The organism is Clostridium algidicarnis (assembly GCF_000703125.1).
In the GTDB taxonomy this organism is placed as follows: Bacteria; Bacillota; Clostridia; order Clostridiales; family Clostridiaceae; genus Clostridium_L; species Clostridium_L algidicarnis.
Map to the genome: position 1 here is coordinate 1759497 of NZ_JNLN01000001.1, position 12940 is coordinate 1772436.

The following is a 12940-nucleotide window of genomic DNA, read 5'->3' on the forward strand; positions in this document are numbered from 1 at the left end:
TAAACTCTTATAAATATTAATTAACTAGAGATCAGTGATTTTTTTAAAATATGCTGATCTTTTTTATATAGAACTTTTAATTAAAATAAAACCTATAATAATTTTTTGACAATAGATAAAACTATTGATAAAATTAATAATCAGGTAACTTGATGAAAGAGGTAGAAAAAAGATGGAAGTTAATTTTGAAAGTCTTAAAATAACAGAAAAAATGATAAGTGGGTTAGAAGGTTTAGAAATTAAAAACCCTACTGAGATTCAAGAAAAGGTAATTCCTTTAGCTTTAGAGGGAAAAAATTTAATAGGACAGTCTGAGACAGGTACAGGTAAGACGCTCTCTTATCTTCTACCTATAATAGAAAAAATAGATGTAAATAAAAAAGAGATGCAATGTATAATAATAGCTCCAACCCATGAGCTTGTAATGCAGATACATAATACCATTTCAGATTTAAGAAACAGTTCAGGTATAGAGGTTTTATCTACACCTTTAATAGGAAGTGCTAATATTACAAGACAAATAGAAAAGTTAAAGTCAAAGCCTCATATTATAGTAGGATCTTCAGGAAGAATATTAGAGTTAATAAAAAAAAGAAAGATATCTGCACACACCATAAAAACCATGGTTATTGATGAAGTAGATAAGCTTTTAGATAAGGATAATATCCCTTCTATAAAAGAGATAATAAAAGCTACACCAAAGGAAACTCAAATAATGATGTTTTCAGCTACAATAACAGGCAATACTTTAGATGTTTCTAAAACTTTAGCTTCAGATATTGTTGTTGTAAGTGTTAAAAATACAAATGCCGTTAATGAGAATATAATTCATGGATATATTTTAACTGAACATAGAAAGAAGATAGATACATTAAGAAAACTTATATCTGCAGTAAAACCTAAAAGGGCTCTTGTGTTTATTAACAGTAGTTATGATGTAGAGAAAACCCTTGAAAAGCTTAGATTCCATAATATAAAGGTAGACTCTGTTCACGGTAGTAATGATAAAGAAGACAGACAAAGAGCTTTAGAAAACTTTAGAAAAGGTAGTATACAAGTTTTAGTTGCATCTGACATTGCTGCAAGAGGACTTGATATTAAAGGCATAACTCATGTGATAAATTTAGATCTACCAAAGGATTCTAAAGATTATCTACATAGAGCAGGAAGAGTTGCAAGGGCAGGAGAAATAGGAGAAGTATTTTCTCTTGTAGATCCTAAAGAAGAAGGCCTTATAAAAAAATATGAAGATAGCTTTAAGATTATTATTCCAGAGAAATATATGTATGGTGGAAGAGTTGAGATTCAAGAAGATTAACAGGTGAATTAGGACTTTTATAGAAGTTTACAGGAAATATTTAGAGGAGAGTTATTAGTTATGAATATTCAAATTTTTGGCATCAAAAAATGCTTTGATACAAAAAAGGCAGAAAGATATTTTAAGGAAAGAAATATAAAATATCAGTTTATTGATTTAAATGAAAAGGCATTAAGTAAGGGAGAGCTACAAAGTGTAAAATCTTCTGTAGGATTAATAAATTTAATAAATAAGGAAAGTAAAGAATATGAAAAGCTAAATCTTTCAAATATTAGAAGCGATAGTACAAGAGAAGAAATTCTTTTAAATAACCCTAAACTATACAAAACACCTATAGTTCGTAATGGTAAGGTGGCTACAGTTGGCTATGCCATAGAGGTTTGGAAACTTTGGGAGTAGAAAAAGGGCATACTAAAGCTTAAACATCTTTATTTAAAAGATTCAAACACCCTGAACTTATACCTCGATAGGTCTTTGGATAAAGAAAGTATGGTGAAGAGAATGAACGATTATATTTTTCATGCAATAAATAATGTAGCCAATAAAAGTAGTCTTTTAGATGGAGTAATGATTGTAATTTCAAAGTATGGCCCTTATATATCTATATTAGTTTTAGGAAGCATACTTATATTAGGGCTATATAAAAATAAAAGAAGACCAGTTCAATATGCTACAGAAACTTTAATAATAACTATAATTAGCATGATATTAAGTTTTATAATAGGCAAAGTGTTTTATGTAGACAGGCCTTTTGTTAAAAACAAGGTTAATTTGCTTATAGATCACAAAAGTAATGCTTCTTTTCCAAGTAACCACGCTATGGGAACTATGAGTATAGCTGTAGGATTGTTTTCATTTGATAATTTAATAGGAATGTTTTTAACCTTTTTATCTATAATGGTAGGTATTGCCAGGATATATGTAGGAAATCACTATCCTTTAGATGTCATAGGTGGTTATGTATTAGTTTTTATAGTAAATTACATATATAAAAAGTACATAAGAAAATTTATAGTTACAGATTAATTTTAAGATGTAACTATAATATAATTAAAAAAGAAGCTTTTATCAAAGCTTCTTTTTTATTTTATTAATATTTAAAAATTAGCTATACATTAATATTAGTTTAAAATATTTAATATACCTTTTTGAAATTTATAATAAAGGTGGCTAATATTATGTTTAAATTAAAAATCACTTTATCTTTAAAATAGATAAAATAATTAACAATATTCCACCAAGCCAAGATAAATCTAGTTTTGAAGTTTTAGCAAGTTTTTTGCCTAAAAAGATACCTGAATATATAGCTACAATGCCACAAACTAAAGATAACAAGATTACTTGTATATAATTAGCATTTCCAAGACTACTTCCAAACCCAACAGCTAAAGAGTCTAAAGATAGAGCTATTGCTAGATATAAGGCTTCTTTTGGCTCAAGCTCCTTTGAATTATTAAAGTCGGCTTTAGTTTCATCGGCATATATATCAATTATAAATCTTAAATCAAATAATTTTAAATTTATCTTCTTACTTGAAGATTTACCTATATAACTTTTCACAAGACTTTGAAATAAATAGTATATACCAAGTAAAAATAATATTAAAAAACTTATTATGGAGGTAATATTACCTGGAATAAGTCTTTTTATTATGGAACCAAAAAAAAGCGATATAGCAAGGCAAGAAGAACAAACTATATTAATAACTGTTATAGATACAAAAGGGATTTTTATCTTATTTGCACCATAAGCAATACTAGCCACTAGTGCATCTAAAGATAAGGCTAGTACCAATAGTAGGGACTCTAACATCATATCACCTGCCAATATTATTTTGTAAGACTTTATCGTATTTCCCCGGGAATATAATACGGGATTATAGATATTAATATATTATTCATGTATTTATGAATGGTTACACCATAAAAAAACCTCACCACTTAAGGCGAGGTTTTAATTAATGAATTATATAATTTACATAAACTCATTAAGGAACTTATCTACATTTTTAGGTTCCCATGTTCTATCTACTAATGATACTCCTGAATTTAATACAGGATGAAGTTCTCCGTAAGTGGCTTTACCTTTTTCCTCATAAATTATACCACCTGGAATTCCCTCATCTCCAAATTGCGATGCCTTCTCAAAGGCTGAAAGCTTATTACTTGGATCATGAGATTCATCTAAATAATAAAGTCTATCTTTATACCACTTAAAAGTATTTACTTTATTAAATGTTACACAAGGTTGAAGTATATCTATTAAAGCATATCCCTTATGATTCATAGCAGCTTTTATAATTTCTACTAGTTTATCTTTATCCCCAGAGAAGGCCCTAGCTACAAAGGTAGCTCCAGCACTTACAGCAACGGCTAGTGGATTTAAAGGATATATGTTAACACCTTCAAATTGCATAGAAGTTTTTTGACCTAAAGCAGTGGTAGGAGAGCCTTGTCCTTTAGTTAATCCGTAAATTTGGTTATCATGAACTAATTGAACTATATCCACATTTCTTCTTTGTGCATGTAAGAAGTGATTTCCTCCTTCTCCATAAGCATCACCGTCACCACCAGTAACCACAACTTTTAAATTTTGGTTAACCATTTTTATAGCCTGAGCTGGAGGTAGAGCTCTTCCATGAAGACCATTAAACCCATTTGCTCTTATATAGTGAGGTGTCTTTGCGGCTTGCCCTATACCAGAAACCATTACTAATTGATCAGGGGCTATATCAAGCTCTGCAGCGGCTCTCTTTATGGCATCTAGTATATTAAAATTACCACAACCAGGGCACCATGTATTTTCATCTTTAGTGTTATAAAGTTTTATATCTAACATTTATAGCACCTCCTTTTTTACTGAATCATATATTTCCAAAGAATTTAATTGTCGCCCATCATATTTAAGTATACTTTTATCCATGATTAATCCTGTTTCTTGAGTTATAAACTTGCCTAGTTGTCCTGTAAAGTTTTGTTCAACATTTATTAATGTTTTAGCATCTTTAGAATACTTAGCTAGTAAATTTTGAGGTAGGGGAGATATATCTCCAAAGCTAAGAGCACCAACACTGAGACCATCTTTATTAAGCATATCTACAGCTTCTTTTAAAGCACCATAAGTTGAACCCCAACCTAGTAATAAGGTGTCAGGAGTTTCCACTCCAAAGTACTCAGGTTCAATTAAATCTTCTTTAATTAAATCTAGTTTTTTCATTCTCTTTTGCATTTGTTCATTTCTTACATCGGAGTCTTCAGTTATATGGGAATCTTCAGTATGCTCATCACTATCAACTAGTACTATCTGGCCTTTAACTTTTCCAGGGATAAACCTTGGAGATATTCCATTTTCAGTTAACTTATATCGTTGATATTCTTCTCCATCGGTTAAGACCTCTTCTCCTGAAATATGTCTTTCTATTTTAAGAGATTGAACATCAAACTTTGGAACAGTAATATTATAATCTGCTAGATATTGATCTGTTAATAACAAAACTACAGTTTGATATTTATCTGCTAAGTTTAAGGCTCTAAAAGTTTGATAAAAAGCATCTTCAGGGTTTCTAACAGCTATAACCATTCGTGGAAATTCACCATGAGAAGCTGTAAGTAAGAAGCTTAAATCACTTTGTTCAGTTCTAGTAGGAAGTCCTGTAGCAGGACCTGGTCTTTGTGAATCTACTACAACTAGAGGAGTTTCCATAATACCTGCAAGACCTAAAGCTTCTACCATAAGTGAGAAACCACCACCAGATGAACCAGTCATAGATCTAGCTCCTGCATAAGAGGCTCCTATAGCTGCATTAATGGCTGCTATTTCATCTTCTACTTGATCTACTACAATTCCAGCTTCTACCTGTTTTTTAGAAAGGTAGGTCATTATACTTGTGGCAGGAGTCATAGGATAAGCAGCATAATAGGAAAGCCCACCAGCTAAAGCTCCAAGAGCTATTGAGGTATTGCCATTTATAAGCATATTATCTTTTAGATGGCCTTCTTTTAAATCATAGGTGCTATCTACTAAATCATAGCCTTTATTAAAAGCATCCACATTTATATCCCTTATTTCATCTGTAAATTTATTATTAAAGATTTCGGAAACACCCTCATTTGATATTCCAAAATGTTTTATAACAATACCAGCAGCTACAGAACCAAAGGCCCTTGTAAGTCCCGCAGCTTTAGCAAGTTTCATAAGTGGAAAAGCTTTAACTCTCTTATCATCATGTTCTATTTTTTCATCAGCTATAATTATCCCATTATCTTTAAGATTATTTAAATGAGCATCTATAGTATCTTTATCTAAAGCAATCATTAAATCTATTGAGGTTGTATGTGTATAAATTGGTTCATCACCAAAACGAACCTGCGTAAAATTGTGTCCACCTCTAACTCTTGACATATAATCTTTATTAGAGAATACGTAAAAGCATTTTTTAAAAAGCAACTTTTCTAGAAAATCACTTATGGTATCCATGCCTTGTCCCGCTGTACCACCAACTAATATATTAAATTTCAAAATTAAACACCTCGCTTTATAAATTTTCAATAATTTTATATCATAAATTTCGTAATCTGTTATATAGTTATTATTATAAATATATAATAGCTCTAATCACCAGTGATGTCAATAATGATTATTAGTCGAAAACTATTATCTTTACACACAGCGGAAAATATATAAAAAGTTTATTTTTAAAATAACATGTCAGTAGATTATAAATTTTATTGAGGTTGTTGTTTAAATATATTTAAAAATCTATCTTTTTAAATATTTCTCCATCTAAAGTTTTGATTTCAAATATATTTTCATGCAAAATACCGTAACAATGGGGGGTATCTTCCTTTGGAAATGTAATAGAACCAGGATTTATTACAAAAATGTTATTTATTTTTTCAGCTAAAGGTACGTGAGTATGACCATATATTAAAGCATCTCCATCACTTAAATTTGGTATATTATCTTTATTAAAAATATGACCATGAGTTAAAAACAATCTTTTGTCGTTATATAGAATTATAGAATAATCACTCATAGTTGGATAATTTAGTACCATTTGATCTACTTCACTTTCACAGTTTCCTCTTACAGCTATAATTTTATCCTTATAGGAGTTTAAAATTGAGGCAACCTTTTTAGTATCATAATCTCTAGGAAGTTGATTTCTAGCTCCATGGTATAGTTGATCACCAAGGATAACTAAGTAGTCAGCTTTTTCCTTTTCAAAGAATTCTAAAGCTTTTTCTAAATAATAGGCAGAACCGTGGATATCTGATATAAAAAATAATTTCATTTTCATAAGTCTCCTTTGTATTTTATCAAGTGATTCTTAGACTCACGTGGAGTTTACTTATAAGGAATACATCTCTCCATCTGAGTCTTAGAAGAACTTATCCAGGGGCGTAGCAGCCGTCATCCCCCACCTTGAAGAGGATAGAGGCGTTACGGATGGTAGCCATCGGATAAGTTATGTTATAATTATAGCAAAATAAGTATTATAAGATATGATTTAAGGAGCGAAAACATTGAAAAAATATGAGTTATTACAAATGTTTAATGAGGGAACCAGTGGTAAAAATCATATTAAAGGCCAAAGAATTATAGATAATGATTTAGTTTCTTCTATAGACATAATAAGTGAAGAAAACTTAATTTGTGTAGATGGTAGAGTTATTTCTGAAAGCCTTTTTAATAAGTACAAGACTATAATTGAAATAGATGGAAAAAGCAAGAGTATTTTGTCTACCTTTTGTAGTTGTGCTGATTATGAGAAAAATGAATTTAAAAAAGAAAATTATTGTTGTAAACACTTAGTAGCAACATTTTATAAAGCACTTAAAAGCTTACAAACTCTGAAGGTTTTAAATACAGAGCATCCTCCTTTGGATAGTTTATATAAGGATAAAAGTGGTGTTCTAGATATACTTTTAGGTGATGAAAAAGATAAAGAAGAAATTAAAATAGAGGTTTATATTAATAAACATAAGTGGAATAATGGTATAAAGGTTGAATTTAAAATAGGTAGTAAATTTGCAAGGTCAAGTGATCTTAATGTGTTAAAGGATGTTAATCAATTTTTACTAGCTTACTATAATAATTTTCCAGTGATTTATAGTAAAACCTTCACATTTCATAAAAAGACTCGAAAATTAAATGTAAAAGACAAAAGGCTTATAGATTTTACAGAAAATCTTTGGACTTTAGATAAAAATACTAAGGCTTTTAAGAGTAGTCGGGAGAAAAATATAGATGGGAAATATATAAACATTCCAGAATACATGGTTCGGGAATTTTTTCATATAATAAAAAATCACAGGGTATATTTAAACGAAGGATTTTTTTCAAGACCAGTGGAAACAGAAATTATAATAGAGGACCCTGAAATAAGATTTGAATTAAATAATTCTAAAGGTAATTACAGCCTGAAGGTCACTGAAGGTATGCCTAGCATTTTAGAACCCAAAAATGAAGTCTTATTATACGGCACAAATGTCTATCTTCCAAGCTTTGAATTTTGTTATAAGATAAGGCCTTATTTTGAAATATTTAGTAAGGCTAAAATTGTAACTATTCCAATATCTGAAGAAGATACTATATTAAGGCGATTAATTCCAGACCTTAATTCCTTATCACCTATGGTTTCATTATCAAATTCTATACAAGATAAGATTGTAATTGATTCTTGCAAATTTAATTTTTATTTTGATAGACAAGATGAAATTGTAACACTAAAGGTTAAGGTAAGGTATGGAGCCTTTGAATTTAATATTTTTAAGGACTTTAAAGAAAAGGTTATATATAGAGCTATTAAAAAGGAAGAGGAGACAATTGGAATTATTAAAGCCTTAGGATTTGAAGAAATAAATGGAGTATTTCATTTTTTAAAAGATGATGATTATATATTTAACTTTTTTAAAAATGATATAGAAAGGCTTCAAAAAATAGGAGAAGTTTATTATTCTGAAAATTTTAAGGGACTAAAATATATAGGAACTAAAGGCATAAATGCACAAATTAGTTCAGGTAAATATGATTATTTTGATATGGACTTTAATATAGGGGATATATCATCTAAAGAAACTATGGATATAATAAGATCATTTAGGGATAACCTTAAATATTATAAATTAGAAAGTGGAGAGTACCTAGATTTACAGGAACTAGAACTTAATAAGTTCTTAAAGCTTTTAGATTCAGTATCTTCTTTTAATGTAGAGGAGAATCATATTGAAATATCTAAGAATAAAGCGGTGTTTTTAGATAGTTATATAGAAGAAAATAATATTAGATATATAAAAGGCAAGGGTGAATTAAAGAAGGTAAAAGATAGACTTAAAGACATAGAAAAATTAAAGTTTAATGTGCCCTCTGAATTAAAGGGCACACTAAGAGAATATCAAAAGATAGGTTATAACTGGCTTAAAACTTTAGATTACTTAGGATTTGGAGGGATTTTAGCTGATGAAATGGGTCTTGGTAAAACTATTCAAATAATTGCATTTTTACTATCTAATAAGGGAAGTAAATCATTAATTGTAGCCCCTACATCATTAATTTATAACTGGATAAATGAATTTCATAAGTTTGCACCAAATCTAAAGGTTGTGGCTATTAATGGACCAAAAGAAGAGAGGGAATGTATTTTAGAGAATATAGAAGATGTGGATGTTCTAATAACTACATATAATTTATTAAAAAGAGATATAGATCTTTTTTGTAATTTAGAATTTGATTATTGTATATTAGATGAAGCGCAAAATATAAAAAACTATAATTCTCAAAATTCCATAGCTTCAAAGAGTATAAAGGCAAGGACAAGATTTGCATTATCAGGTACTCCTTTAGAAAATTCTCTTATGGACCTATGGTCAATATTTGACTTTATAATGCCAGGATATCTTTATGATGAAAAAAGATTTAGTGTTAGATATCAAAAAAGGCTTAAGGAAGAACCAGAAGTTTTGGAGGATTTAAATAGGCTAATAAAACCCTTTATTCTTAGAAGGAAAAAAAGTGATGTTTTAAAAGAGTTACCTGAAAAGATAGAAAAGGTATTACTAGTTAACCTAGAAGAAGAGCAAAAAAAGGTATATAAAGCTTATGCTGATTATGTAGCTCGGCTAATAGAAAAAAAGGTAAAGGATGATGAGTTTAAAAATAGTAAGATAGAGATATTATCTTATATAACAAAGTTAAGGCAATTGTGCTTAGATCCAACAATATTAATGACTGATTATACTGGGGATAGCGGAAAACTTATAGCTTTATTAGAGTTAATTCAAGGGAGTATAGAAGAAGGGCATCGAATATTGATATTTTCACAATTTACTACAGTGTTAAAAAATATAGGTGAAAGAATAAAAGCAGAAGGCATAGGCTTTAACTATCTTGATGGATCTATATCCTCAGAAAAAAGAATAGAATTAGTAAATAGTTTTAATGAAGGTAGGAATGCTGTATTTTTAATAAGTTTAAAAGCTGGGGGCACGGGACTTAATTTAACTTCGGCTGATACTGTAATCCATTTTGATCCTTGGTGGAATCCAGCAGTAGAAGAACAAGCTACAGATAGGGCTCACAGAATAGGACAAAAGAATGTGGTAGAAGTAATAAAAATAATAGCTAAAGGAACCATAGAAGAAAAGATTCTTTTATTGCAAGAAGAAAAGAAAAGACTTATATCAGAATTTATAGGAGATGAATCTTCTAAAGGAGAAGGATTTTCAAGTCTAAATGAAGAAGAATTATTAGGATTATTTAAGTAAAAAGATAAGACTAAGCTGCAAGTGGATTTTAAAACCACATGTAGCTTAGCCTTTTTTAATATTTAAACTTTAATATTACTTGCTTTTAGTTGCCTTTTTTGATTCTTTAGTTTCGAGTTTTACGCTTTCAAATACATCTACATACATTTGCTTAATTTCGCTCATTAATGGATATCTTGGGTTAGCACCTGTACACTGGTCATCAAAGGCTTGTTCAACCATGTCGTCAAGGGTAGCATAGAACTTTTGTGATGATACCCCAGCCTCTGCTATAGTTTTAGGCATGTTAACCTTAGATTTTAGTTCATCTATAGCTTTAATTAACAATTGAACTTTTTCATCTATAGTACTTCCACCTAAACCTAGGTAATCAGCTACCCTAGCGTATCTCCATGCAGCATTTGGATATTTATATTGAGGGAAGGCTGCCTGCTTAACTGGAGCATCGGTAGCGTTGAATTTAATTACTTCATTTATTAAAAGTGCATTAGCAGTACCATGTGGTATGTGGTGGAATGCACCTAACTTATGTGCCATTGAGTGGCAGACTCCTAAGAATGAATTAGCAAAAGCCATACCAGCCATGGATGAAGCATGAGCCATTTTTTCTCTAGCCTTAATATTAGTTGTTCCTTCATTGTAGGCATCTGGTAAGTATTTGAATATTAATCTTATAGATTCTAAGGCCATACCATTAGTATATTCTGATGCTAGTACTGATACATAAGCTTCTAGGGCATGTGTTAATGCGTCTACGCCTGAAGCTGCTGTTAATCCTTTTGGCATACTCATCATGAGTTCTGCATCGACTATAGCCATATCTGGAGTTAATTCATAGTCGGCTAATGGATACTTAATACCTGTTTCCTCGTCCGTTATAACTGCAAATGGGGTTACTTCTGAACCGGTTCCTGCTGATGTTGGGACAGCAACCATCATTGCCTTCTCACCCATAACTGGGAATTTATAAACTCTTTTTCTTATATCCATAAATCTCATAGCAAGATCTTCAAATCTAATATCTGGATGTTCGTACATTACCCACATAATTTTAGCTGCATCCATTGGTGAGCCTCCACCTAATGAAAGTATTACATCAGGCTTGAAGCTTAACATTTCTTCAGCACCCTTTTTTGCAGTTTTAAGTGTTGGATCTGGTTCAACATCTGAAAATATTTTGTAGTCTATTTTATTTTGATCTAGTATATCAGTAACTTTATGAGTGTATCCTAAGTCAAATAATATCTTATCTGTAACTATAAATACCTTCTTTTTATTTAAATCATGTAGCTCTTGTAGAGCTATTGGTAAACAACCATATTTAAAGTAAGTTTTTTCGGGAACTCTAAACCAAAGCATATTTTCTCTCCTCTCAGCAACACTTTTTATGTTAATTAAGTGTTTAGGACCAACATTTTCTGAAACGGAGTTACCACCCCAAGATCCGCAACCTAGTGTTAAAGATGGAGCTAACTTAAAGTTATATATATCTCCAATTGCACCTTGGGATGCTGGCATATTTATTAATGTTCTAGCAGTTTTCATGGCAGCTCCAAACTGGGTAATTCTATCCATTGACTTAACTTGATCTGTATAAAGTATGGAAGTATGACCGAATCCACCTAATTCTACTAGTCTAGCAGCCTTTGTTAAAGATTCGTCAAATGATTTTACTTTGTACATTGCAAGTACTGGTGATAACTTCTCGTGTGAGAATGGCTCTTCAAGCTCTACGGAGTCTACTTCTCCAACCAAAACCTTAGCCACCTTTGGTACAGAAACTCCAGCCATTTCAGCTATTTTAAAGGCTGATTGTCCAACGATATCAGCATTTAATCCACCTTTATCATTTAAAATTATTTTTCTAACCTTATCCACTTCTTCGCCTTTTAATATATAAGCTCCTCTAAGAGCTAGCTCTTTTTTTACTTCCTCATAAACTGAATCCATAACAACTATACTTTGCTCTGAAGCACAGATTACACCATTATCAAAGGTTTTAGAGAGTAATATTGAGTTTACAGCCATTTTTATGTGAGCTGTTTCATCAATTATAGCTGGAGTATTTCCGGCACCAACACCTAAAGCTGGTCTACCTGATGAATATGCGGATTTAACCATGGCAGGTCCTCCAGTAGCTAAGATTATATCTGATTCACGCATTACATTTTGTGATAATTCAACAGAAGGTTCATCTATCCATGCTATTATTCCTTCTGGTGCACCAGCTTTAACTGCTGCATCTAAAACTATTTTAGCAGCCTCAATTGTAGACTTTTTTGCTCTTGGATGAGGACTTATGATTATAGCATTTCTTGTTTTTAAGGCTATTAATGTTTTAAATATTGCTGTTGAGGTTGGATTAGTAGTTGGGACAATGGCAGCTATAACTCCAATAGGTTCAGCAACCTTAGTAATACCAAAGGTATTATCTTTCTCTATTATCCCACAGGTTTTCATATCTTTATATTTGTTGTATATATATTCTGCTGCGAAGTGGTTCTTTATAACTTTATCTTCAACGATACCCATACCAGTCTCTTCTACAGTCATTTTAGCTAGTTTAATTCTTGCGTTGTTTGCGGCCATAGCAGCTTGCCTAAATATTTCATCTACCTCTTCTTGAGTGTATGTTGCAAATAACTTTTGGGCTTCTCTTAACTGCCTAATTCTCTCTGTTAATTCCTTTGAGTTTGTTACTAACATAATTATTCCTCCTAGAATCATATAAAAATTTTGAACTTTCAATTGTTATTTTTTTATCAAACTTCTCTATGAACTCATTTTATTAGATTGTTTAATTTTTGTCAAACTTTTTGTTTATATTTTTAAAGATTATTTGATATATGTGTATTTT

General features: G+C 30.7%; 9 protein-coding genes. 4 read left to right on the forward strand and 5 right to left on the reverse strand.

Going from position 1 to position 12940, the window contains the following annotated elements; genetic code table 11:
* Window positions 1-172: 172 nt before the first annotated feature.
* The 3 genes from BV55_RS0108505 (at window position 173) to BV55_RS0108515 (ending at window position 2344) form a co-directional block, all read left to right on the forward strand.
* Window positions 173-1318, forward strand: coding sequence for a DEAD/DEAH box helicase (locus tag BV55_RS0108505; RefSeq protein WP_029452406.1), 1146 nt, complete (start codon window positions 173-175; stop codon window positions 1316-1318).
* 60 nt (window positions 1319-1378) lie between these two features.
* Entirely contained in the window at window positions 1379-1717 is a 339-nt protein-coding gene (locus BV55_RS0108510) for an arsenate reductase family protein (RefSeq protein WP_029452407.1), read from the forward strand.
* Between the two features lie 102 nt (window positions 1718-1819).
* Window positions 1820-2344, forward strand: a complete 525-nt coding sequence (locus BV55_RS0108515; RefSeq protein WP_029452408.1) for a phosphatase PAP2 family protein — start codon at window positions 1820-1822, stop codon at window positions 2342-2344.
* A gap of 168 nt (window positions 2345-2512) precedes the next feature.
* Here the strand turns inward: BV55_RS0108515 and ytaF are convergent, their stop codons facing one another.
* The 4 genes from ytaF to yfcE all read right to left on the reverse strand — a co-directional run bounded on the left by ytaF (window position 2513) and on the right by yfcE (window position 6611).
* Window positions 2513-3130: a sporulation membrane protein YtaF gene (ytaF, locus tag BV55_RS0108520; protein ID WP_029452409.1), complete on the reverse strand. Its 618-nt coding sequence runs from the start codon at window positions 3128-3130 to the stop codon at window positions 2513-2515.
* A gap of 162 nt (window positions 3131-3292) precedes the next feature.
* Window positions 3293-4156, reverse strand: coding sequence for a 2-oxoacid:ferredoxin oxidoreductase subunit beta (locus BV55_RS0108525; RefSeq protein WP_029452410.1), 864 nt, complete (start codon window positions 4154-4156; stop codon window positions 3293-3295).
* Entirely contained in the window at window positions 4157-5836 is a 1680-nt protein-coding gene (locus BV55_RS0108530) for a 2-oxoacid:acceptor oxidoreductase subunit alpha (protein WP_029452411.1), read from the reverse strand. It lies immediately after the preceding gene.
* Window positions 5837-6068: 232 nt separating this feature from the next.
* Window positions 6069-6611 (reverse strand): phosphodiesterase, encoded by a 543-nt coding sequence (gene yfcE, locus BV55_RS0108535; protein WP_029452412.1) that lies wholly within the window; start codon window positions 6609-6611, stop codon window positions 6069-6071.
* Window positions 6612-6867: 256 nt separating this feature from the next.
* Here yfcE and BV55_RS0108540 point away from each other — a divergent pair, with 256 nt between their 5' ends.
* A complete protein-coding gene (locus BV55_RS0108540) occupies window positions 6868-10083 on the forward strand; it encodes a DEAD/DEAH box helicase (protein ID WP_029452413.1) in 3216 nt (1071 codons plus the stop codon).
* A 75-nt stretch (window positions 10084-10158) separates the two neighbouring features.
* On the opposite strand, the gene adhE is transcribed toward BV55_RS0108540, so the two are convergent.
* Window positions 10159-12789: a bifunctional acetaldehyde-CoA/alcohol dehydrogenase gene (gene adhE, locus BV55_RS0108545; protein WP_029452414.1), complete on the reverse strand. Its 2631-nt coding sequence runs from the start codon at window positions 12787-12789 to the stop codon at window positions 10159-10161.
* Between the last annotated feature and the right edge of the window lie 151 nt (window positions 12790-12940).

Coding starts and splice junctions, on each gene's coding strand:
- yfcE (WP_029452412.1), bottom strand. CDS start 6,611: ATGAAATTATTTTTTATATCAGATATCCACGGTTCTGCCTATTATTTA.
- ytaF (WP_029452409.1), bottom strand. CDS start 3,130: ATGTTAGAGTCCCTACTATTGGTACTAGCCTTATCTTTAGATGCACTA.
- BV55_RS0108515 (WP_029452408.1), top strand. CDS start 1,820: ATGAACGATTATATTTTTCATGCAATAAATAATGTAGCCAATAAAAGT.
- BV55_RS0108505 (WP_029452406.1), top strand. CDS start 173: ATGGAAGTTAATTTTGAAAGTCTTAAAATAACAGAAAAAATGATAAGT.
- BV55_RS0108540 (WP_029452413.1), top strand. CDS start 6,868: ATGTTTAATGAGGGAACCAGTGGTAAAAATCATATTAAAGGCCAAAGA.
- BV55_RS0108525 (WP_029452410.1), bottom strand. CDS start 4,156: ATGTTAGATATAAAACTTTATAACACTAAAGATGAAAATACATGGTGC.
- BV55_RS0108510 (WP_029452407.1), top strand. CDS start 1,379: ATGAATATTCAAATTTTTGGCATCAAAAAATGCTTTGATACAAAAAAG.
- adhE (WP_029452414.1), bottom strand. CDS start 12,789: ATGTTAGTAACAAACTCAAAGGAATTAACAGAGAGAATTAGGCAGTTA.